The 22,376-nt window shown below is 46.3% G+C and carries 19 protein-coding genes and 1 pseudogene; 14 read left to right on the plus strand and 6 right to left on the minus strand.

What is annotated here, in order from left to right; genetic code table 11:
- Positions 1 to 267 precede the first annotated feature (267 nt).
- Together carB and IPJ02_08710 are read right to left on the minus strand one after the other, a co-directional pair.
- Positions 268 to 3,110, minus strand: a pseudogene (carB, locus tag IPJ02_08705) (carbamoyl-phosphate synthase large subunit).
- A 103-nt stretch (positions 3,111 to 3,213) separates the two neighbouring features.
- Positions 3,214 to 3,912 (minus strand): hypothetical protein, encoded by a 699-nt coding sequence (locus IPJ02_08710; GenBank protein ID MBK7375621.1) that lies wholly within the window; start codon positions 3,910 to 3,912, stop codon positions 3,214 to 3,216.
- A gap of 131 nt (positions 3,913 to 4,043) precedes the next feature.
- On the opposite strand from IPJ02_08710, the gene IPJ02_08715 reads away from it, so the two are divergent.
- From IPJ02_08715 to IPJ02_08725, 3 genes are all read left to right on the plus strand, one after another.
- Positions 4,044 to 5,729: a M23 family metallopeptidase gene (locus IPJ02_08715; GenBank protein MBK7375622.1), complete on the plus strand. Its 1,686-nt coding sequence runs from the start codon at positions 4,044 to 4,046 to the stop codon at positions 5,727 to 5,729.
- 170 nt (positions 5,730 to 5,899) lie between these two features.
- Positions 5,900 to 6,385, plus strand: coding sequence for a thioredoxin-dependent thiol peroxidase (gene bcp / locus IPJ02_08720; GenBank protein ID MBK7375623.1), 486 nt, complete (start codon positions 5,900 to 5,902; stop codon positions 6,383 to 6,385).
- 29 nt (positions 6,386 to 6,414) lie between these two features.
- Positions 6,415 to 6,786, plus strand: coding sequence for a hypothetical protein (locus IPJ02_08725; GenBank protein ID MBK7375624.1), 372 nt, complete (start codon positions 6,415 to 6,417; stop codon positions 6,784 to 6,786).
- A 20-nt stretch (positions 6,787 to 6,806) separates the two neighbouring features.
- On the opposite strand, the gene IPJ02_08730 is transcribed toward IPJ02_08725, so the two are convergent.
- On the minus strand, positions 6,807 to 7,544 hold the full coding sequence (locus IPJ02_08730; protein MBK7375625.1) for a biotin--[acetyl-CoA-carboxylase] ligase: 738 nt from the start codon (positions 7,542 to 7,544) through the stop codon (positions 6,807 to 6,809).
- Here IPJ02_08730 and rsfS point away from each other — a divergent pair.
- From rsfS to IPJ02_08760, 6 genes are all read left to right on the plus strand, one after another.
- Positions 7,470 to 8,087 (plus strand): ribosome silencing factor, encoded by a 618-nt coding sequence (gene rsfS / locus IPJ02_08735; protein MBK7375626.1) that lies wholly within the window; start codon positions 7,470 to 7,472, stop codon positions 8,085 to 8,087. The two genes, IPJ02_08730 and rsfS, sit on opposite strands and share 75 nt — an antisense overlap.
- Before the next feature lie 94 nt (positions 8,088 to 8,181).
- Complete coding sequence (ftsH, locus tag IPJ02_08740; GenBank protein MBK7375627.1) at positions 8,182 to 10,257, plus strand: ATP-dependent zinc metalloprotease FtsH; 2,076 nt, start codon at positions 8,182 to 8,184, stop codon at positions 10,255 to 10,257.
- Positions 10,258 to 10,265: 8 nt separating this feature from the next.
- Positions 10,266 to 10,880: an LUD domain-containing protein gene (locus tag IPJ02_08745; GenBank protein ID MBK7375628.1), complete on the plus strand. Its 615-nt coding sequence runs from the start codon at positions 10,266 to 10,268 to the stop codon at positions 10,878 to 10,880.
- Positions 10,881 to 10,910: 30 nt separating this feature from the next.
- On the plus strand, positions 10,911 to 11,339 hold the full coding sequence (locus IPJ02_08750) for a gamma-glutamylcyclotransferase (GenBank protein ID MBK7375629.1): 429 nt from the start codon (positions 10,911 to 10,913) through the stop codon (positions 11,337 to 11,339).
- Between the two features lie 4 nt (positions 11,340 to 11,343).
- The gene (locus IPJ02_08755; GenBank protein MBK7375630.1) at positions 11,344 to 12,102 is read left to right on the plus strand and encodes a UDP-2,3-diacylglucosamine diphosphatase; all 759 of its coding nucleotides are present in this window, start codon (positions 11,344 to 11,346) and stop codon (positions 12,100 to 12,102) included.
- A 44-nt stretch (positions 12,103 to 12,146) separates the two neighbouring features.
- Positions 12,147 to 12,914 carry a hypothetical protein gene (locus IPJ02_08760; GenBank protein ID MBK7375631.1) on the plus strand — a complete coding sequence of 256 codons (768 nt, stop codon included), beginning with the start codon at positions 12,147 to 12,149 and terminating at the stop codon, positions 12,912 to 12,914.
- Between the two features lie 7 nt (positions 12,915 to 12,921).
- Here the strand turns inward: IPJ02_08760 and IPJ02_08765 are convergent, their stop codons facing one another.
- From IPJ02_08765 to IPJ02_08775, 3 genes are all read right to left on the minus strand, one after another.
- Complete coding sequence (locus tag IPJ02_08765; protein ID MBK7375632.1) at positions 12,922 to 13,437, minus strand: thioredoxin family protein; 516 nt, start codon at positions 13,435 to 13,437, stop codon at positions 12,922 to 12,924.
- Between the two features lie 70 nt (positions 13,438 to 13,507).
- Positions 13,508 to 14,026: a MerR family transcriptional regulator gene (locus IPJ02_08770; GenBank protein ID MBK7375633.1), complete on the minus strand. Its 519-nt coding sequence runs from the start codon at positions 14,024 to 14,026 to the stop codon at positions 13,508 to 13,510.
- Positions 14,027 to 14,034: 8 nt separating this feature from the next.
- A complete protein-coding gene (locus tag IPJ02_08775) occupies positions 14,035 to 15,006 on the minus strand; it encodes a peptidoglycan DD-metalloendopeptidase family protein (GenBank protein ID MBK7375634.1) in 972 nt (323 codons plus the stop codon).
- A gap of 162 nt (positions 15,007 to 15,168) precedes the next feature.
- Between IPJ02_08775 and alaS the strand changes: the two genes are divergently transcribed.
- The 5 genes from alaS to IPJ02_08800 all read left to right on the plus strand — a co-directional run bounded on the left by alaS (position 15,169) and on the right by IPJ02_08800 (position 22,360).
- Positions 15,169 to 17,844, plus strand: coding sequence for an alanine--tRNA ligase (alaS, locus tag IPJ02_08780; protein ID MBK7375635.1), 2,676 nt, complete (start codon positions 15,169 to 15,171; stop codon positions 17,842 to 17,844).
- Positions 17,845 to 17,927: 83 nt separating this feature from the next.
- On the plus strand, positions 17,928 to 18,437 hold the full coding sequence (locus IPJ02_08785) for a GNAT family N-acetyltransferase (GenBank protein MBK7375636.1): 510 nt from the start codon (positions 17,928 to 17,930) through the stop codon (positions 18,435 to 18,437).
- Between the two features lie 109 nt (positions 18,438 to 18,546).
- A complete protein-coding gene (locus IPJ02_08790) occupies positions 18,547 to 19,623 on the plus strand; it encodes a PDZ domain-containing protein (GenBank protein MBK7375637.1) in 1,077 nt (358 codons plus the stop codon).
- Positions 19,624 to 19,636: 13 nt separating this feature from the next.
- Positions 19,637 to 21,199, plus strand: coding sequence for an Asp-tRNA(Asn)/Glu-tRNA(Gln) amidotransferase subunit GatB (gatB, locus tag IPJ02_08795; GenBank protein ID MBK7375638.1), 1,563 nt, complete (start codon positions 19,637 to 19,639; stop codon positions 21,197 to 21,199).
- Positions 21,200 to 22,360, plus strand: a complete 1,161-nt coding sequence (locus IPJ02_08800) for an AhpC/TSA family protein (protein ID MBK7375639.1) — start codon at positions 21,200 to 21,202, stop codon at positions 22,358 to 22,360.
- Positions 22,361 to 22,376 lie beyond the last annotated feature (16 nt).

Consider the following 22,376-nt stretch of genomic DNA (forward strand, 5'->3'; position numbering starts at 1 on the left):
CTGCCGCCGGCCAACAGGATGGAAGACAACGATAAGCCTTATGGCATGGCCACCAAAAGCGACATGAGGAACTAACCCGGATGATCCATACGATCAAAGAGTAAATTGCCAGTCTGAAGGCGAGCTTGCCTGCTCCGCAGAAGGGAAAAAAGAAAGCATGATATTTTTATATCCGGGAGTGAACTTCGCAGCATAAGATGCCTCGTTCCCTGTTTGCCAACAAGGCGGGCTTAGCATGACAGTCCTTTTGTACTACCCGTTAGGAGACTATTTACTCAGGTGCATACTCCGTTCTTTATACAATTGCCTGAAGTAGGGATCCCGCAGGTCCTTGATAAAGCGGATGGCTTCACCCGTGCTTTTCATCTCCGGCCCAAGCTCTTTGTTCACACCCGGGAATTTGTTGAAAGAGAAAACGGGCTCCTTAATGGCAAAGCCGGTAAGCTTTTTCTCGAACGTGAAATCTTTAAGCTTGTTGACCCCCATCATGATCCGGGTGGCAATGTTCAGGTAGGGTATCTGGTATGCCTTGGCAATGAACGGCGTGGTACGGCTTGCCCTTGGGTTGGCTTCAATTACAAACACATTGCCGTCTTTGATGGCAAACTGGATGTTGATGAGCCCTTTGATCTGTAAGGTTCGTGCGATCTTTTCTGCATACTCTTCCATCGTTTGCACGATCAATGGAGACAGGTTGAATTGCGGCAGCACCGCATTGCTGTCGCCGCTATGGATACCGGCTGGTTCAATGTGCTCCATCACACCCATCACATGAAAATCGTCTCCGTCGAAAATGGCATCGATCTCCGCTTCCTGGCAGCGGTCCAGGAAATGATCAATTAATATCTTATTGCCGGGCAAATGTTTTATTAAACTGAGCACCCCTTTTTCCAGGTCTTCGTCATTTATCACAATCCGCATCCGTTGCCCGCCCAGAACATAACTGGGCCTTATCAGCACCGGGTAACCAACCTGGTTGGCAACCTCGATGGCTTCATCGGTATTATACGCGGTGCCGTAATTCGGGTACGGGATCCCGAGTTCTTTCAGCTTGTCGCTGAACCGCCCCCGGTCTTCGGCAATATCCATATTGTCGAATGAAGTGCCGATTATCTTTATTCCTTTTTCATGCAGGCGTTTGGCCAGCTTCAGCGCGGTTTGTCCGCCCAGCTGAACGATCACCCCGTAGGGTTTTTCATGTTCTATTATCTCCCACAGGTGTTCCCAGAACACCGGTTCAAAATAAAGTTTGTCGGCAATGTCAAAATCGGTGGAAACGGTTTCGGGATTGCAGTTGACCATGATGGCTTCGTAACCGGATTCTTTGATGGCCTGCAGACCGTGTACACAGCAATAGTCGAACTCGATGCCCTGGCCGATCCGGTTGGGGCCGCTGCCCAGCACGATTATCTTCTTTTTACCGGAAACGATGCTTTCATTGCTTACCAACCTGTTTTCATTAGCCGGTTCATTCTCAAACGTAGAATAGAAATAAGGCGTCTTTGCTTCAAACTCGGCACTGCAGGTATCTACCATCTTGTACACCCGGGTAAGTCCCATCGCTTTTCTTTTTTCATAAACCAGCTCTGCATCTTCCTCCTTCATAATGTTTTTAAGCTGTTCATCGCTGAATCCAAGCAACTTCGCTTCTCTTAATAATCCTTCCGGCAGGGTATTCAGATCATACTTAGCGATCTCTTTTTCACAATCGCATATCTTCTGTATCTGGTAAATGAACCAGCGGTCGATCTTGGTGCTTTCGCAGATGCGTTTAATGCTGGCTCCCGCCATGAGGGCGTCTTTGATCCGGAATATCCTGTCCCACTTGGGGATCTTGATGTACTCCAGTAATTCTTCGGTATGCATCAGGCTTTTGCCATAATAACCAAGTCCCACCACATCATTCTCCAGGCTCTGGCAGGCTTTCTGCACCGCCTCGGCAAAGCTTCTTCCGATCCCCATCACTTCCCCCACGCTCTTCATCTGGAACCCGAGTGTATCCTTTGCCCCTTTGAACTTATCAAAATTCCAGCGGGGGATCTTTACGATCACGTAGTCCAGTGCCGGTTCAAAATAAGCAGATGTTGATTGGGTGATCTGGTTCTTTAATTCATCCAGGTTATAACCGATGGCAAGCTTTGCAGCAACTTTTGCAATGGGATAACCGGTGGCTTTACTTGCCAGGGCCGACGAACGGCTGACCCTCGGGTTGATCTCCACCACGATCAGTTCTTCTGTTTTCGGGTTGAGTGCAAACTGGACATTACATCCCCCTGCAAAATTTCCCAGGTTACGCATCATGGAGATCGCCGTGTTACGCATGTGCTGGTAAGCGGTATCACTCAACGTCATGGCCGGTGCCACGGTAATGGAATCACCGGTATGCACCCCCATGGGGTCGAAATTCTCAACCACGCAAATGATGGCAACATTATCTTCATTATCCCTTAAAAGTTCCAGTTCAAATTCCTTCCATCCCAGCACGGCTTTTTCAACCAGCACTTCATGTATGGGACTTGCAGTAAGGCCTGCATTCAACGCCTCATCCAGTTCTTCTTTATTAAAAACAATGCTGCCCCCCGTTCCTCCCAGCGTAAAGGAAGGACGAAGTACCAGCGGGAAACCGATCTGCTGGGCAAATTCCTTTCCTTCCAAAAATGAGTTGGCAATTTTTGCCGGGCATACAGGAATATTCATTTCTATCATCCACTGGCGGAATTTTTCCCTGTCTTCCGCCTTGTCGATGGCTTTAATATCCACGCCTATCAGCCGGACACCATATTTTCCCAGATACCCAGTTCATCCACTTCCTTGCACAGGTTGAGGGCTGTTTGTCCGCCCATGGTTGGTAAAACGGCGTCGATCTGATTTTCCTCCAGTATCTGCTCCACACTTTCCACAGTAAGTGGCAGGAGGTAAACCCGGTCGGCCATCATGGGGTCGGTCATAATGGTGGCTGGGTTACTGTTGATCAGGATGACCTTTACACCTTCTTCCCGTAGTGAACGGGCTGCCTGGGTACCGGAATAGTCAAATTCGCAGGCCTGGCCGATAATGATGGGGCCCGAACCTATGATCAAAACCGATTGAATGGAATTATCTTTTGGCATACGCAGAATTGCCGGTTATGTGGCGTGCAAAAGTAATTGTTAATGATGTAAATAAAAAACCCGGCGGGAAACACCGGGTATAATAGTTTTGAACGTGAACATCTTATTTATTGATGGGTATCCTTACATCCCACGCACCCTGTTCAAAAAACTCAATATCTATCATGGTATTGCCAAAATTGAATATGGCCCGGAAAGGGAAGATAATACCCCGGAAAGTGGTTACTTCTTTATTGGTAAGCGCATTGGTGGATTTACTTACATAGGAGCCCCGGGTTACCTGGTGTGCCGTCATGGTAGAACTGGTCTGAAAAGTACCGGATGTAAGGGTAGCCCCGCTAACCAGGTTTTCCACCGTAACGCTGAGTGAAAAATCCTTGTCGTTCATCTTTGATACCTCCACCCTCCCGATATCGGTGGTAACATTATTGATAACATAGGGATTTTCATATTCACCGCGGTAATTCCCTTTTTTCCAATAACCCGTTATAAGTGATTCCTTCCCGTTCTCAAACCGGTGCAACTCACCTTTACCCTCTTTCAGTCCTTTTTTCCAGCTCCCGTAATAATAATCGCCGTTGGCCCAGGTATACTTGCCTTTTCCTTCGGGTAGCCCGCCTTTGAATTCACCTTCGTACGTATGGGCCCCTACTGCTTTTCCACTGCCGCTTGCCTTGCCATTGCTGCATTCCCCCGCGTAGGTCCCTTTTATGGAATCAAGCAGCACTTTGCAATCGGGGTTTTGAGCGGAAAGGACCTGGGCTGAACAGATCACAAGCAGACTGATAAATACCTGTTTCATGGCAGTTGTTTTAGATTAAGTGTTGTTTAAGCGAATATGAGTAATTTTATGCCCTGTTGATTGCATTTTTTTCTAACCGGATAAAAGTAACGATTCTGAAAATACGGGGATTACATAAGCTGCTCATACTTTTGTTAATTTCCCCCTGTTCTTTTTCCCAGCCATCGCCCTTGTATCCCAAAGGATATTTTATCTGGCCACTGGACATTACCCCGGAGATCGTAGCCAATTTCGGGGAGCTGAGAAACAATCATTACCATATGGGGCTGGACTGCCGTACTGCACAAAAGCAAAACCTGCCTGTGTTTGCTGTAGCAGAAGGTTATATTGCCCGGGTAAAGATCGAACCCCTGGGATATGGCAGGGCAATCTATATAGATCATCCAAACGGGTTTACGACCCTTTACGCACATTTGAATGAGTTTTTTCCCGAACTGGAAAGGTATGTGAAGGAGCAGCAGTACAAATTAAAAAACTGGAGCGTTGACCTTACTATCCCCTCAAACCTCTTCCCGGTTGAAAAATGTCATTTCATAGCCTACAGTGGCAATACAGGGGCATCGCAAGGGCCGCATGTGCATTTTGAGATACGGGAGACCAGGACGGAAAAAGTACTGAACCCCTCTTTATTCGGCATGCCGGTTCCCGACACCCTGCCACCGGATGTTTACCGGCTTGCCGTTTATGACCGGAACATCAGCACCTATGAACAGAACCCAAAACTTTACCCGCTCAAAAAATTAAACGGCGTTTACAGAACAACGCCGTCGCTGATCGAAGTCAATACAGACAGGGTAAGCTTCGGAATTACGGCTACCGACCGCTGCAACGGCTCTTCAAACCGCAATGGGATCTATGAGGCCTTTTTGTATGACAGTGGAAAAATGATCACGGGTTTCCGGATGAACAACATTGGTTATGATGAAACCCGCTACCTGAATGCCCATATTGATCATAAACTGAAAAGCAGCGGCGGACCTTATGTTCAGCACTTGTCCCAATTGCCGGGATACAAAGACGGCATTTATCTAAGACCGGGAAATACCGACCTGGTTCTTTTGAACGACAGCAGTACAAGGGGAATGAAAATAACCGTGACGGATGCAGATGGAAACAGTTCGGAACTGATCTTTGACATCAGACAGAGCATAAAAGAAGAAGTGAAAAGAACAACATCCCCGGTTTTGAATGCCGGGCAGCAATGGTTTGCGCCTGGGATGATCAATGTCTTTGAAAACGAAAATATTTCCTTTTACCTGCCGCCCGGTTGCCTGTATGATTCCTTCCGTTTTGTTTACAGCGAAATAAGACCCAAACAGGACAACCCGGTTTACCAGCTGCACAACGTCAGCATTCCCCTGCATAGTTATTTTCCGCTCAGCATGAAAGCATCCACCACATTACCCGGCAAAATGGTGATGCACCGCTTTGCAAACGGACGGCATGACTATGCCAAAGCCGAGCCGGTAAAAAATGGAAGTCAAGAAGGATGGTTCCGGGCCTCTTTCCGGGAGTTTGGAAGTTTCCAACTGCTGACCGATACGCTTCCTCCATCCATAAGGCCTTTAGGTTTTAAAGAGGGGATGAATACGGGTAAATTGAAACAACTTGTCTTTGTTATAACAGACAACACCGAAGAAATAAAAGATTTCACAGCAACACTGGATGGTCAATGGCTCCGTTTCAGCAACGACAAAGGCCGCCGGTTCGTTTATGACTTTGATAACATGTGTGCGCCGGGAGAACATGAATTAAAGATCACAGCGGAAGACCAGGTGGGCAACATCACAACAAAGGTTTATCATTTCACCCGGTAGTTAACCAGTTAATTAGTTAATCTGTTAATTCGTTAATTTGTTTATACGGGGTTAATCCTTTAATCTGTTAATTTGTTTATATGGGTCACCCAGTTAACGGATCAACGAATTAACTAATCAACGGATTAACGAATTAACAGATCAACCAATAAACAAATTAACCAGCTACAATGGCAACACATTTAACAGAAGGCAGCAAAGCCCCCTCATTTAAAGGAAAAGACCAGGATGGCAAAACGGTTTCCCTGAGTGACCATAAAGGAAAGAAGGTTGTTCTTTATTTTTATCCGGAAGATGATACCCCCACCTGTACCGTCCAGGCCTGTAACCTCCGGGATAATCATGCCCTGCTGAAAAAAGCGGGTTTTGTTGTATTGGGTGTAAGCCCGGATGAAGAAAAGAAGCATAAGAAATTTGAAGGCAAATACGGATTGCCTTTCACCCTGGTTGCGGACCCCGGTCATACCATTATTGATAAATATGGTGTATGGGGAGAAAAACAGTTATATGGCCGGAAATACATGGGACTGCACCGTACCACTTTTTTGATCGATGAGAAAGGAATTGTTAAAAAGATATTCCTGAAGCCCAGGAACAAGCAGCATGCGGAAGAAATCATACAGGCATGGCAACTTATGGAAGAAAAAAAACGTTAAGAGCAAAACAACATTAAAATACATTGTTTATGAAAGTAACGGCCATTATTATTCTTGTTTTTACAGCAGGGTCACTCTTCGTTTCATGCAGCAAAAGCAGCCCGGGTAACAGTGGGGGAACCGGTGGAGGCATTACTTTCTCCTGTGCCGGCATCAGTCCGAAATTTTCTACAGACGTACAACCGATATTCAATACGGTTTGTTCCATTAACAGCAACTGTCATGCAGCGGGCAGTGCAAATTCCGGTGGCCCTTTTACAACGCATGCTGAAGTATTTGCCAAAAAATCAAATATACGGGCGGCCATCCTTTCCGGCGCCATGCCCCAAAGCGGAACCATATCGCAGGCACAGATCAATGCTTTCATATGCTGGATCGACAGTGGTGCCCCAAACAACTAGGTACTGCTGGCTCCGGGTCATTAAAGCACCCATTCCACTTCCCCAAAATCAAATTGCTGTTCTGGATCACCTGAGGTCATCAACCTGCCTTCTGCCGAAACCCCTTTTATCGCTGTGGTAAAATTGCTGCCCCCCTTTTTTAACATGACCTGCCTGTTCAACCGGTACAGGTTCCTGTTATACTCTTCCAGGAGGTCTTTATCAGCCCCTTTATTCAGGGCCGAACTGTTTTTCATAAGCAGGTCATAGAGTTCTTTTGCCAGGGCAATGGCATCAAATGCCTTCCCGGTGACCTGCCGCAGCGACACGGGGTTTTGCAGTGAATCATCAAAAACCACCTGGTTGATGTTCATCCCGATCCCGACAACGGCCCATTTCCAGGTCTTGCCATGAAATACATTTTCAATCAGTACCCCTCCTGCCTTCCTGTCACGCCAATACAGGTCATTGGGCCATTTGATTTTTGTTTCATCGCCGGCATATTTTGAGAAAAGGTCAAAAACGGCCAGGGCTACAGCCGCACTCAGTAAAAACTGCTGCTGGCTGTTAAAGCGCCCGGGCTGCAGTACAATACTCATGATTATGTTGCTGCCTTTTTCTGTTTTCCAGGCCTTTCCCCGTTGCCCCTTTCCGGCCGTTTGATCGTTGGCAAACCAGGCCATTCCATGGTTTGCCAGTCCGGCATGCACCTTCTCCATGGCATAGTTGTTGGTACTGTCCACCGTATCTACTATTTTGAAAAAACCGCCTGCGGGCATAATGAATCAAATGGCAAAGAAGTGTTACTTTTGCGATTATTTGCAAGCTACAAGCTACTTTGTAAAAAAACAATAACAAACAGGCTTTGCAGCGGGATAAATGACCGCGGCAGGCAAAAAAAAATAAAAACAGTACCGCATTTGAACAATTTGAACGCATTAAATACCCGTAAAAAGAGCAGCATAGTACGATTAACGAGAAACAGTAAGATCTTCAAAACAATCATTCATGCCATCGAGGAGAAAAAAGGTGAAAAGATCGTAAGCCTCGACCTCCGTAAAATACCCGAAGCCGTGGCCGATTTTTTTATAATTTGCCAGGCTGGCAATACTACCCAGCTGAAAGCCATTGCAGATTTTATTGAAACAGATCTGAAAGAAAAATGCGGGGAAGTGGCCTATAAACACGAGGGCAGGCAGGCACAACAATGGATCCTGATCGACTACGTGAATATCGTTGTTCATGTAATGATGCCTGAACCAAGAAAATTTTACCAGCTGGAGGAAATGTGGAGCGATGCCCCCATGATGGAACATAAATAATTACACGATTTAAAATAACAATCTGATACGTCCGTCTGTTATATAAAGCCTGAAGTAACAGAACCAGTAAGTACCCAAAATGGCAAAAAACAATATGAGTCAAGACAATAACAGAAAATACAATCCGGATAATATTCCTCCGAAAGGAGATGACCCCCAGAAGCGGAAACCCCGGTTCAATATCTACTGGGTATACGGGATCATCTTCCTGTCCATTGTGGGCTGGAACCTGTACCGGGGCGTAACCAATGCCGGCATTGAGACAGACCAGCAGAAATTTTATGCGATGGTGCTGCAGGGCGATGTAACCAGGATCAAAACGATCCGCAATAAGAAGATTGTACGGGTATTCATCAATAGCGACAGCTTAAAAACAAAATCCGGCTTATACAGGCAGTTACTGAACACCAAACCGGAAGAAAAAAATTATGAAACGGCTGTGAATATCAAGGCCGATCAGCCGCAGCTTTATTTCAGCATCATTGATGACAAGACCTTTGCCGATCAAATGGGTGAATTCTATAAAAAGAACCCCGGCTTAAAAGAGATCGCCGACAGCCCTGCTGATGAAGACCAATGGCTCGGCCAGCTGATAACCACCTTACTTCCGCTCCTGTTAATAGCCTTACTCTTCATCATGATGATGCGTAAGGTGGGTGGGCCCGGTGGCGGCGGTGGACCCGGTGGTATATTCAGTATCGGGAAATCAAAAGCAACCTTGTTTGAAAAAGGCACCCGGGTTAATATAAACTTTGGTGATGTGGCCGGCCTTGATGAAGCAAAGGTGGAAGTGATGGAGATCGTTGACTTCTTAAAGAATCCAAAGAAATATACAGCCCTTGGCGGTAAAATTCCAAAGGGTGCATTACTGGTAGGCCCTCCGGGCACCGGTAAAACATTGTTGGCAAAAGCGGTTGCCGGGGAAGCACAGGTTCCTTTCTTCAGCCTGAGCGGAAGTGATTTTGTGGAAATGTTCGTAGGCGTTGGCGCCAGCCGTGTCCGTGACCTGTTCAAACAGGCCAGGGAAAAAGCGCCTTGTATAATCTTTATTGATGAAATTGACGCCATAGGAAGGGCCAGGGGAAAGAACATGATGATGAGCAACGATGAAAGAGAAAATACCCTCAACCAGCTGCTGGTGGAAATGGATGGTTTTGGAACCGATCTCGGCATCATTATCCTTGCAGCCACCAACAGGCCAGATGTATTGGACAGCGCCCTGTTGCGCCCGGGCCGTTTCGACAGGCAGATCTCTATTGACCGTCCCGATCTGGTTGGCCGTGAAGCTATTTTTAAAGTTCACCTGATGCCAATTAAAGTTTCGCAAACGCTGGATGTTCATAAACTCGCTGAACAAACACCCGGTTTTGCCGGAGCAGATATTGCCAACGTTTGTAACGAAGCAGCCCTCATCGCAGCCCGTAAGGGAAAAGATGCAGTGGACATGAGTGATTTCCAGGATGCCATTGACCGTGTGATCGGCGGATTGGAAAAAAAGAATAAGATCATTTCTCCCGAAGAAAAAGAGATCATCGCCTACCATGAAGCCGGCCATGCTATCTGCGGCTGGTACCTGGAGCATGCTTACCCTTTATTGAAAGTTACCGTAGTACCAAGGGGAACAGCTGCATTGGGTTATGCCCAATACACACCGAAGGAACAATATCTCTATAATACCGACCAGTTGATGGACCAGATATGTATGACCCTGGGCGGAAGGGCCAGTGAAGACATCTTCTTTGGAAAGATAAGCACCGGCGCCAGCAACGACCTGCAGCAGATCACCAAGATCGCTTACAGCATGATCACCGTATATGGCATGAATGATAAAGTGGGTAACATCAGTTATTACGATCCCAACCAGGAGAATGTGTTCACCAAACCATTCAGTGAAGAAACCGGCAAGATGATCGATGAAGAAGTACGTAAACTGATCGATAATGCGTACCAGATAACCAAGAGGCTGCTGATCGAAAAAAAGGGTGACGTAGAGAAACTGGCAAAGGAATTATTAAAGAAAGAGGTCTTGTTCAAGAGTGATGTGGAAGCATTGATCGGGAAACGCCCCTTTGAAGAAAAGAAGGCATTGGATATAGACGAGGCGGATGCGGTGAATGAAGAACCGAAGACAGCAATGCCCGATGAATTAAAGTCCCCACCGGCTATTTAATCATTTCTATGGCGGTAACTCCTGCAAAAGAAAATATTTTAAAACGCATCAGGCAGGCACTGAGTAACCCGGTGCCTTTGCCTTTTCCGCAAAGCGAGGGTACCAATTCTGTTTTCTTACCGGCCGCCGATGACCTGGAAGTTCTGTTTGCACAGGAGTTCACCAACCTGCAGGGTAAGTTTGCGTTTTGCGTTAATGAAGAGGATATGCTTAAACAGGTTCAGCAACTGATCGCGGCAAAAGAATGGACAAAAATTTACTGCAATACCGGCAAATGGAAAGACCCCTTCAGTAATACCATCAACCTGGCAGGATGCGATGCTTCCATCACCGGTTGCGAATACCTGGTAGCCCGTACCGGAACCATCGTAATGAGCGCTGCCCAGCAAAGCGGAAGAACCGTTAGTGTGTATGCCCCCGTTCATATCTGTATCGCTTATACCAGCCAGCTTGTTTACGATGTTAAAGATGCCCTGCAGTTCATAAAAGAAAAATATGCCGGCAATATTCCCTCGCTGATAACTTTTGCTACCGGTCCCAGCCGCACCGCCGACATTGAAAAGACCCTGGTAACAGGTGTACACGGCCCCAAAGAAGTTTACTGCTTCCTCGTAGAAGCATAATTGCATTTTTACAAGTATCTTTATTGCAAGATGAGTACAGAGATTTATAACCTGTTTGTATACGGATCGCTGCGCAGCGGATTCCGCAATCCCGTTTACCAGTACCTCACAAAATATTTTCATTTACTGGGTGAGGCGGTGGTAAAAGGCAAGCTTTACGACATGGGCGAATTTCCCGTGGCCCGGTCAACCAATGATGAAAAATTCATCTCCGGGGAATTATATACAATAAATGACCCCCGTGAATTCTCCTGGGCCATTGGCCAACTGGACGATTACGAAGGATTGAATGCCGAAGAAGGGGAAACGCCTCCTTACAAGCGGGAAGAAGTGATCGCATACCAGGATGGCCGGCCGGTTACCGCCTGGATATACTGGTTCAATGGCAATGTGGATGGCAAACCGGAAATAGAGTCCGGAGATCTGCTGCAATACCTGCAGCAGAAAAACAAACCCTGAAATCATGGAAGCCAGCGGCAATAAAAAGATCTACTTCCTTTCCGATTTTCACCTGGGGGCGCCCGATGCTGCAGCCAGTTTACTCCGGGAGAAAAAGATCATCCGGTTCCTGGATGAGGTAAAATCAACCGCTGCTGAAATTTTCATTGTGGGCGACCTCTTTGATTTCTGGTACGAGTACAAAAAAGTGGTTCCCAAAGGATATGTACGCATTCTGGGCAAGCTTGCCGAATTAACCGATGCCGGCATACCCGTTCATTTTTTTGTAGGCAACCACGACATGTGGATGAAAGACTATTTCCAGGAAGAACTGAACATACCCGTATATTTTGAACCCGTTGCTTTTGAATTCAACCGGAAAAAATTTTTAGTAGGCCACGGCGATGGCCTGGGGCCCGGCGATCACGGCTATAAGTTCATAAAAAAGATATTCCGCAACAAGGCCTGCAACTGGCTCTTTGGGATGCTGCCCCCCTTTATCGGCATGGGTATTGCAAACTATTTCAGTAAAAGGAGCAGGGCGCAAACGGGGCAAAGCAACGAGGTCTTTTTGGGAGAAGACAGGGAATGGCTGATCGCTTATTGCAAGGATGTTTTAAAAAAGGATCATTATGATTATTTCGTTTTCGGCCACCGGCACCTGCCCATTGATTTTGCGCTGAATGCCGGGAGCCGGTATATCAACCTCGGCGACTGGATAAAATATTTCAGCTATGGGGTTTTTGATGGCGAAAATTTAGAACTTAAGTACTACAACAAATGAAAAGATCGGGTATTATAGTTTTTTTTCTGTGCTTCTGTGTTTCTGTGGCAGTCCATGCGCAAAGCGACTCCGCCTTTAAATTCCTTAAGAACATCAAAGGGAATTATTCTTACTTCAATGTTGATAACCTGGATAATATCTACCTCATCACCGGCAATAACCGGCTTAAAAAGATCAATGCAAACGGCGATTCGGTGGCTGTTTTCAATGACGTGAAGCGGTATGGCAATCCGTACTCCATTGACGTGACCAATCCCCTCAAGGTTTTGCTTTACTACAGGAATTTTTCGACCATCGTAACACTCGACCGTTTACTGGCCATCCGTAATACCATCAACCTGCGGACACAGAATATTTTTTTAGTGAACAGCATTACCCTTGCCTACGACAACAACATCTGGCTTTTTGATGAAGAGGATTTTAAACTGAAAAAAATTGATGAACAGGGCAAGCTGATGCAGGAAACCACGGGCTGGAGGCTTTTGTTTGATACCGTGCCCTCTCCCGTAAAGATCGTTGACCGGGATAATTTTGTTTACCTCTACGATCCGGAGAAAGGATTTTACATTTTTGATTACTACGGTGCATTCAAGAACCGGTTGCCTTTTTTGCAGTGGAGCAACGTGGAAGTGTCGGGCAAGACCATGTATGGCTTCAGCGATGGTAAACTGTACAGCTATGAACTGAGTTCCCTACAGTTAAAAGAATACAAACTTCCCGCCTTCTTTGGAGAGTACCTTGCCATCAAAGCGATGAACCGCAAAATTTACCTGTTAAAAAATGAAGGGATCGATGTGTATGAGATCCGGTAGATGAAATTTATTGGTTCAGGATATCCACCAGCTCCTTATCCCACTTACCTGTTTTTCCATACTCCACCACGCGGCCGATCTCTTTTCCTTCTTTCATGACAATGATGGTGGGAACCAATGTTACATTAAATGCGCTGGCAATATTGCCCAGCGATCTTTTTGCCCGGTTCACTCCAAAAAGAGTAACGGCATCATCCGGTATGCCGCTCTTCTCCTGTATCTTAAAGAATTTGGGCAGAACAAACTGCGTGTCCTCACACCAGGTGCCGCCAAAAACCACAAACTGCACCTTGCCCTTTGCCCTTTCAAAAGCATTCAGCGTGGCGGTATCGGGACTGTAATAGCTCTGGCTCTGGTTATACCATTTATATGCCGTATCGTTCTGGATAAGGTATTTATTTACGATGCCCCGCAGTACTTTGATCTCGGGATGTTTTTCATCCGGGCTTATTTCATATTGTGCCTGGCTGTATCCATTCAATGCAAACAGGATGAATAATGATATCGTTGCTGAAAATCTCATGGGAAAAAATTAAGTACACTAAAGTACTGTTGAATGCTGCCTGGCAAAAATCAATTTTGTTAAGGGCTGGTTATAAGTCTGCCTTCAGTTCATTTAAAAAACCTTTCAGTTTCTTAAGGGATTCTATTAACCGGAATTTTTCTTCGGCCTGCTTGTTCTGACTGAGAAACTCCCGGGCGCCTTCCATGGTATATTTACGCTCCCGCAGCAGGTGATAGATCAGCTTCAGGTTCTTAATGTCTTCCGGGCGGAAAAGCCGGTCGCCCTTGCCGTTCTTACGGGGCTTTAAAATATCAAATTCATTTTCCCACAACCGTATCAGCGACTGGTTCACTTTGAACATCCCGGCCACGGTTCCAATGGAATAATAACTTTTTTGAAAAAGGATCTCATCTTCCGGTATCTCGATGAGGTCAATACCGGTATCCATCTCCTTCAGCCGCATGCGTCCCCGGGTTTGTTTTTTATTATCTGTTGCCTTTACCGTAATTTTCTGGGGAGACGGTTTTTCAATAGCAACCGCTTTAACGGCCGGCTTTTCGGCAGCCGGCGCTTCATCAAAAGCGAATGATATCTGGTTAAGTGGCATAATTAAAATTAATCAAAACTTTTGGCACTTCCTGTAGCCGCTATTTTTAATACCTGGGCGTACTGTTCGGCATTCAGGTCATTAAAGAAGAAATAAACCGGGTCAACCGCATTGCCATTGATATGTACCTCATAATGGCAATGCGGCCCCGTACTGGCGCCGGTACTGCCCACCCAGCCGATCACTTCACCCCGTTTTACCCGCTGGCCCCGCCTGGCCTTGATACGCACCATGTGCAGGTACTCGGTCTCGTACCCATAACCATGATTGATGATCACATGGTTTCCCGTGCCGGTACCGTATTCAGCCGTGGTAACAACCCCATCGCCGGTAGCATAGATCGGGGTACCCTGGGGGGCTGTAAAATCAAGGCCGCTGTGCATTTTGGCGATCCCGTAAATAGGATGGATACGCATGCCAAAACCGCTGGCGATCCGGTTAAGTTCCTGGTTGCTCACCGGCTGAATAGCCGGGATACAGGCTAATTTACTTTCCTGGTTGTTGATGAGCTTTTCAATGGCATTATAGCTCTCAAACTGGAAAGCCGCCCTTGCCGATATGTTGTTGAGTGTTTTGGCGATCTCCGTGGCGAGGTCATCGTCCTGTATCAGGTTCACTTTGGCGATCTCTTTTTTCTTCTCGATCAGTTTTGTCCGGGCACTGTCGGTTAACGGGTTGGCCTCAAAAATGGAGCGGTAAACCTGGTTATCCCTTTTCTCCAGTTCGGCCATTTGTTGCTGGAGCAGTTTTGCTTTTTCTGCCAGTGCATTGTAATTGTCCCGTACCATTTCGTATTTCAGCCGGGCCTCCTTATCGGCAGCTTTGGGGAAGAATTTTGTATATGCCGAGATGATAAGCACCGAAGTGACCAGCGCAGCAGAGATAAAACCAAATGCCCGTAACAACTTCACCCGGAACGGGGTCACCAGCTTCTCGTAGCGGAGCGTATGGGTATTATAATAATATTTTATTTTTTTCATGCCAAGCCTTTAACGAGGATATTGTTTTGAACGTCACCCGACCTCAAGGCCTTTCCCTTGCTGCTTGAGGCTGATTTATTACCTTTGCCCACGCCGAACAAAAGTTTACAAATATAGCTTCATAAATCGCAAAAATCAACCCATATAAACAATTGGCATATGATGACGAGCGCTGAGATACGACAACAATTTCTTGATTTTTTTGAATCAAAAGGACATACGATAGTTCCTTCGGCACCCATTGTGATAAAAAATGATCCCACCCTGTTATTTACCAATGCAGGCATGAACCAGTTCAAAGAATTTTTCCTGGGCGATAAAACACCGCCTTACGGCCGGGTGGCCGATACACAAAAATGCCTGCGTGTGAGTGGAAAACATAACGACCTGGAAGAAGTAGGTGTGGATACCTACCACCATACCATGTTTGAAATGCTCGGGAACTGGAGTTTTGGCGATTACTTTAAAAAAGAAGCCATCAGCTGGAGCTGGGAATTGCTTACGGAAGTTTATAAGATCCCTAAAGACCGCCTGTATGCTACCGTATTTGAAGGAGATAAAAAAGAAGGATTGCCTGCATCGGTAATTGCATTGCAAAAATGGAAAGAGTTTTTGCCGGAAGACCATATTGTACATGGTAATAAAAAAGATAATTTCTGGGAGATGGGCGATACCGGGCCATGTGGTCCGTGCAGCGAAATTCATGTGGACTGCCGTTCTGATGAAGAAAGAAAAAAGATCCCGGGAAAAGACCTGGTTAACAAAGACCACCCGCAGGTGATCGAGATCTGGAATAATGTATTTATCCAGTTCAACCGTAAAAAAGACGGAACCCTGGAACCCCTTGCCTCAACCCATGTAGATACCGGGATGGGCCTGGAGAGACTTGTTCGTGTATTGCAGGGTAAATCCTCTAACTATGATACCGATATTTTTACCGGAACGATCGAGGCAACAGGCAAACTGGTAAAAAAAGTATATAAGGGAGATGATTCAAAAGAAAGCATTGCATTCCGTGTGATCGCCGATCATATCCGTGCCATTTCCTTTACGATCGCCGATGGCCAGTTGCCTTCCAATACAGGAGCCGGTTATGTTATCCGCCGTATCTTAAGAAGGGCCGTTCGGTATTATTACTCCTATTTGGATTACAAGCAGCCATTGTTGCACAAATTGTTACCAGTGCTGGCAAAGCAGTTTGAAAATGTATTCCCCGAACTGAACGAGCAATTGGATTTTGTGAGCAAGGTGGTGAAGGAAGAAGAAGATGCGTTTTTGAGAACGGTGGACAAAGGCTTATCGATGCTTAATGAAGCTTCCCGTGACATATCGGGAGAAGAAGCCTTTAAACTCTATGACACGTTCGGTTTCCCTCTCGATCTTACCAAGCTGGTTGCAAATGAAAAAGGATTGAACGTGGATGAGAAGGGTTTCGAAATTGAAATGAAAAAACAAAAAGACCGCTCCCGTGCTGCCACCACGTTAGATACCGAAGACTGGATCGCCGTCCTGAGCGGAGTCGAAGGGAGCGGAGTCGAAGGGAGCGGAGTCGAAGGGACGGATGCCGGATCTGTTGAGCGCAGTCGAAACAACGGCTTTGTCGGATATGATTCCCTGGAAACAAGATCAAGGGTGATAAAATACAGAAAGGTTACGGCTAAAGGAAAAGCGCTGTACCAGATCATATTAGACAGCACTCCTTTCTATGCAGAAAGCGGAGGACAGGTCGGCGATAGTGGCTCCCTCTCCTTTGGAGAGGGCCGGGGTGAGGTCAGAATTACAGATACAAAAAAAGAGAATGATCTCATCATTCATTTTGCAGAAAGCATTGCTGCCGACATGAGTGGCGAAGTAATTGCTAAAGTTGATGCAGCAAGAAGAAAACACATCACGGTTCATCACAGCGTAACCCACCTGATGCATGCCGCTTTGCGTAATGTACTGGGAACCCATGTAGCGCAAAAGGGAAGCCTGGTGAATGAAGAACATCTCCGCTTCGACTTCAGTCATTTTGCAAAGATGAAAGATGAAGAGATCACCGCGGTTGAAAAATCAGTAAATGAAAAGATCAGGAAGAACATTCCGGTAGTGATAAAACTGATGCCCAAAGAGGAAGCAATGAAACTTGGCGCCATGGCTTTGTTTGGTGAAAAATACGGCGATGTGGTACGTGTGGTGATCATGGACCCCGGCTATTCCGTCGAACTATGCGGGGGCACCCATGTGGGCAGCACCGGCGAACTCGGATTGTTCAAAATAAAGAGCGAAGGCGCTGTGGCTGCCGGCGTGCGGCGTATTGAAGCCGTTTGTGGCACTGCAGCAGAGGAATACGTATCGGTGCAATTAGAGCAGATCCGTGTAATCCGTGATCTTTTAAAAAATCCTGCTGATCTTAACAAGTCGGTTGAAAATCTATTGGCTGAGAATTCGGCACAGCAAAAAAGAATCGAAAGCCTGGAAGCAAGACAACTCGTTGGAATACGCAATGAACTGATGCAGAAAGATGAGATCATTGACAATGTGTCTTTCATAGGCGACATCATCGAAGTACCCAATGCTGATTCATTGAAAAAACTCTGCTTCGACATAAAGCATCATGTGCATGATCACCTCGCCGTACTATGCAGCAATATTGATGGCAAGGCCCATGTTGCCATCAGCATTTCCGATACCGTTGTTGCTGCCAAAAATTTAGACGCCGGAAAAATAATCAAAGAGCATGTGGCGGCTTTAATAAAAGGCGGCGGCGGCGGGCAAAAGAACCTGGCTACCGCCGGCGGACAGGATGCCAGTAACCTGAAAGGGGTAATTGAAAAAGTGAGGTCATTATTAGGTTAAGAGAACAAAAGAGACCAGAAGTATCTGTATTTCCCCTTTTTCTCTTTTGCTCTTTTAAGCTCTTAGCTCTATTTACATACGTCATGAATATCATCTTCCAAACTCCCCGTCTCCTCCTCCGCCAATTCACAGAAACGGATGCGCCACTGATCCTGGAGCTCAACAGCGACCCGGAAATTGTAAAGTATGTGCATGAGCCAACGCTGAAAACAATTGAACAGGCAGAAATAATTCTCAACAACAACATCCTGCCCCAATACAAAAACAACCTTGGCCGCTGGGCCATCCATACAAAAAAGGATAATGAATTCATTGGCTGGTGCGGTTTAAAATACCGTCCCGAGCTGGACGAGATCGACCTGGGTTACCGGTTGATGCAGAAAGCCTGGGGTAAGGGCTATGCAACCGAGGCCGCCCGCCATACATTGGATCATGGATTCAGGTTCCTTGATCTTAAACTCATAACCGGCAGGGCACATATAGAAAACACCGCTTCCATCAGCGTACTGGAAAAGATAGGGATGGATTTTATCAGCGAAGGCATCGTGGATGACTGCCCGGTAAGAACCTATACCATGGCCAATCCCCGGTAAACCCCAAAATTTTTGTTAAACCCAAAAATTTATCTGCGAAATTTTTCGTAAATCAAAATTCTTCTCTACATTTGACCTACTAAATATTTCGTACATAAAACAGCGTAGCATGAAAAAACTATTATTGATTACAGCGATAGCGGGCCTCACCTGCCTGAGTTTAGCCGTTAATGCCCAAAACGAGAAAGGCGACAAGGGAGATAAAGGAGACAAAGGCTCAAAAGAAAGCCAGGAGATCATCATCCGCAAAAAAGGCGATAAGGATGCAAAGATCACGGTTGAGATCAGCGGCGACAAAGTGACCATCAATGGTAAGCCACTGGCTGAATTTAAAGACGACCAGGTTACCATCAACCGAAGGAATATCATTATCCGGGATGGGAAAGGCAACCAGCGGTATACATTCTCACCCCGTGACTTTGAAGGGTTAAGCGGCACCTGGAGCGATGACAATGCTGGGAGCAGGGCTTTCCTGGGGGTAACTACTGAAAAAGCGGATGGCGGCGCCCGGATCACCGACATTACCAAAGAGAGCGCTGCAGAAAAAGCGGGACTGAAAGAAGGGGATGTGATCGTGAAACTGGGAGACAGGAATATCGACGGGCCGGATGCTTTGTATGATGCCGTTTCCGGCCAGAAACCAAAAGACGAAGTAAAACTATCGTATAAAAGAGACGGAAAAGAAAGTTCAACCAAAGCTGTTTTAGGCGAAAGGAAGAATTCAGGTGCCATGGCTTATTCTTTTACCGGGCCCGATGGAATGGCAAGGACCTACACGATCCCCCGTGTGAATCCTGCTCCAAAAGTGGAGATGTGGAACGACAGGAATTTCGGAGAAACCTTCCCCAAAATATACAGCCCCGGCCTGGGAGAAACATATAATTACTTTGGCGACATGTATCCCCGCCAGCAAAAGCTGGGCCTGAAGATCCAGGACACAGAAGATGGCAAAGGAGTAAAAGTACTGGATGTAGATAAGGACTCCCCGGCAGAAAAAGCCGGACTGAAAAAAGATGATATTGTTACCGAGATCGGTGGCGAAAAAGTTTCAAATACCGATGAGGCCAGGGAACAACTGCACGATAATGCAGAAAAAGGTTCATACAATATCAAAGCAACCCGCAATGGCAATGCCATGAGTTTTGACATCAAGATCCCTAAAAAACTGAAGACAGCGAATTTATAAGCCGTGAATAAGCATGAAGCGACTGCCTTGGTCATACTACCGGGGCAGTTTTTTATTATGTCATTTAACATTCCCTTTCCGCAGCGGTAAATCCCTCTGCCTCGTATTTCTTACCTTTGCCGCCGTGAAAGAAAACGATACATACCAGGTGGTGATCGGTCTGGAAGTACACACACAGCTGCTTACCCAAAGTAAATTATTCTGCGGCGACAGCGCTGCTTTCAGTACCGACCCGAATACGCATATCAGTCCCATTACGCTTGCCCACCCCGGTACGCTGCCCATGACGAATACAAAAGCCATTGAATATGCCATCAAACTGGGCCTGGCTTTGCATTGCGACATTGAGCAATACAACTATTTTGCCCGCAAGAATTATTTCTATCCCGATCTGCCGAAAGGCTACCAGGTATCACAACATACTACGCCCATCTGCAAAAATGGTTTTGTGAAGATCAAGGTTGGTGAAACAGATCGTAAGATCCGGCTCAATCGCATACATATAGAAGAAGATGCCGGCAAAAGCCTGCATGATACGGACGAGAATTATACTTCCATCGACCTGAACCGTGCGGGCGTTCCGCTGCTGGAGATCGTGAGTGAGCCCGACATCCACAGCAGCGATGAAGCCTTTGCCTACATTACTGAATTACGCAGGCTGGTTACCTGGCTGGGCATTTGCGATGGCAACATGGAAGAAGGCAGCATGCGCTGCGACGCCAATATCTCCATCCGCCCGAAAGGAGATACAAAGCTGGGTACCCGGGTGGAAGTAAAGAACCTCAACAGCATCCGCAATGTAAAAAGGGCCATTGATGCAGAAGTGACCCGGTTGGTTGGTATTACTGAACGGGGAGAAAAAATAATCCAGGAAACGAGAAGTTATGATGCAGACAACAACATCACATTCTCTTTACGTACCAAAGAAGATGCGGATGATTACCGGTATTTTCCGGAACCCGATCTCACTCCCTTTAAGATCACCGATGACTATCTGCTGAAAATAAAAAACGCTTTACCTGTTTTACCCGGTGATCTGAAAGAACATTATATAAAAGATCTTCAGCTCCCGGAGTACGATGCCACTGTGATCTGTGAGGATAAAGAACTGGCCGATTATTTTGAGGAACTGCTGATCCATTGTAAAAATCACAAAGCAGCGGCGAACTGGCTATTGGGCCCGGTTAAAAGTCATTTGAACTACAACAATACCGGTTACCGGTCTTTTTCTTTGAAGCCCGGCAAACTGGCTGCACTGATACAGCTGGTGGATGAAGGAAAGATCAGTTTTGGAATGGCTTCTGCAAAACTGCTGCCCGCATTGATCGGTCAGCCCGGCAAAGACCCGGAAGCGCTGGCAGCAACACTTAACCTTGTGCTGGAAACCGATAGCCGGTCCATTGAACAATGGGTGGATGAGGCCATAGCAGGCATGCCGGATAAGGCAGCGGAATATAAAAAAGGAAAAAAAGGACTGATCGGCTTGTTTGCCGGGGAAGTAAAGAAACTCAGTAAAGGAAAAGCCGATATGCAGCAGGTGAATGCATTACTCAATAAAAAATTAAACAACCAATAAATGAAAAAACTAGTAGCGGCCTTGGCAATGACAGCGTTTTTATTTTCCTGCAGCACGGAACAGGGAAAGGGAAAATTTACCCTGTATGGTGAACTGAAAGGAGTAACAGATGGCGAAAAAATGATCCTGGAGGAATTATTTTTCAGCGATAAAGCGCCTGAAGTACTGGATACCGGTATGGTAAAGGATGGAAAATTCACCGTGTCTGCCATCGCAAAAGAAGAAGGATTGTACCGGGTACGTAATGAAAAGGGAGATAATTCCTATCTTTTTATCAATGACGGGGAAAACATACGTTTTAACGCTGACCCGGGTAAGAATGAACTTACCGGTCATTCATTCAGCGGCTCATCAAACAGTTCATTAAGATCGATCATGCAGGAAACGGACAGTGTTGGTAAGCTGATGGCAGCTAAAGGCCAGTTGATAAATACGCTTGTAAAATCCGGGGTTGCAGGCAATGACAGTGTATTAATGGTGCTGAACAATGAATATAAGGCGCTGAATGAAAATTTCACAGGTTACTGTTTTGCCTTTGCAGATTCTGCCAAAAGCCCGATGGTCTCTCTTTTTGCTGCCACCATGGCCCCTGTTGACATTACGCTGATCGATGCTACTTTAACAAAACTTACCAAACGGTTCCCGAAACACAAAGGAATTGGAACGGCGGCGGCTTATATCAAAGGCCGAATCACAGGCCAAACAGGTACGCAACCGGCCCCGGCCCCGTCACAGGTATATGTTTCCGTGGGAAGCCCCGCACCGGATATTACAATGAACGATGTTGATGACAAACCTTTTTCTTTAAGCAGTCTGAAAGGTAAATATGTGCTGGTAGATTTCTGGGCAAGCTGGTGTGGCCCATGCCGGGATGAAAATCCAAATATAGTGGCTGCGTACAACCAGTACAAGGATAAGAATTTTACGGTACTGGGTGTATCGCTTGATAAGAATAAAACAGCCTGGATAAATGCCATTAAAGAAGACAAATTGAACTGGCAGCATATCAGCGATCTGAAATACTGGAGCAGCGCTGCGGTAGACCTGTATGGTTTTGATGGCATTCCTTATAATGTGCTGGTCGATCCGCAGGGAATGATCATCGCTGCCAACCTGCGGGGAAATGCATTGCAGAATAAATTAGCAGAACTGCTTAAATAAAAAAAGGCCGGCCTGA

The organism is Chitinophagaceae bacterium (assembly GCA_016710165.1).
Lineage (GTDB): Bacteria > Bacteroidota > Bacteroidia > Chitinophagales > Chitinophagaceae > Ferruginibacter.

Bases quoted from the DNA above. Each gene is read 5' to 3' on its own strand.
- IPJ02_08755 (MBK7375630.1), top strand. From the start codon at position 11,344: ATGGAAGCCAGCGGCAATAAAAAGATCTACTTCCTTTCCGATTTTCAC.
- IPJ02_08710 (MBK7375621.1), bottom strand. From the start codon at position 3,912: ATGAAACAGGTATTTATCAGTCTGCTTGTGATCTGTTCAGCCCAGGTC.
- rsfS (MBK7375626.1), top strand. From the start codon at position 7,470: ATGCACCTTCTCCATGGCATAGTTGTTGGTACTGTCCACCGTATCTAC.
- IPJ02_08750 (MBK7375629.1), top strand. From the start codon at position 10,911: ATGAGTACAGAGATTTATAACCTGTTTGTATACGGATCGCTGCGCAGC.
- IPJ02_08765 (MBK7375632.1), bottom strand. From the start codon at position 13,437: ATGAGATTTTCAGCAACGATATCATTATTCATCCTGTTTGCATTGAAT.
- alaS (MBK7375635.1), top strand. From the start codon at position 15,169: ATGACGAGCGCTGAGATACGACAACAATTTCTTGATTTTTTTGAATCA.
- IPJ02_08725 (MBK7375624.1), top strand. From the start codon at position 6,415: ATGAAAGTAACGGCCATTATTATTCTTGTTTTTACAGCAGGGTCACTC.
- IPJ02_08785 (MBK7375636.1), top strand. From the start codon at position 17,928: ATGAATATCATCTTCCAAACTCCCCGTCTCCTCCTCCGCCAATTCACA.
- ftsH (MBK7375627.1), top strand. From the start codon at position 8,182: ATGAGTCAAGACAATAACAGAAAATACAATCCGGATAATATTCCTCCG.
- IPJ02_08790 (MBK7375637.1), top strand. From the start codon at position 18,547: ATGAAAAAACTATTATTGATTACAGCGATAGCGGGCCTCACCTGCCTG.
- gatB (MBK7375638.1), top strand. From the start codon at position 19,637: ATGAAGCGACTGCCTTGGTCATACTACCGGGGCAGTTTTTTATTATGT.
- IPJ02_08745 (MBK7375628.1), top strand. From the start codon at position 10,266: ATGGCGGTAACTCCTGCAAAAGAAAATATTTTAAAACGCATCAGGCAG.
- IPJ02_08770 (MBK7375633.1), bottom strand. From the start codon at position 14,026: ATGCCACTTAACCAGATATCATTCGCTTTTGATGAAGCGCCGGCTGCC.
- bcp (MBK7375623.1), top strand. From the start codon at position 5,900: ATGGCAACACATTTAACAGAAGGCAGCAAAGCCCCCTCATTTAAAGGA.
- IPJ02_08730 (MBK7375625.1), bottom strand. From the start codon at position 7,544: ATGCCCGCAGGCGGTTTTTTCAAAATAGTAGATACGGTGGACAGTACC.
- IPJ02_08800 (MBK7375639.1), top strand. From the start codon at position 21,200: ATGAAAAAACTAGTAGCGGCCTTGGCAATGACAGCGTTTTTATTTTCC.
- IPJ02_08775 (MBK7375634.1), bottom strand. From the start codon at position 15,006: ATGAAAAAAATAAAATATTATTATAATACCCATACGCTCCGCTACGAG.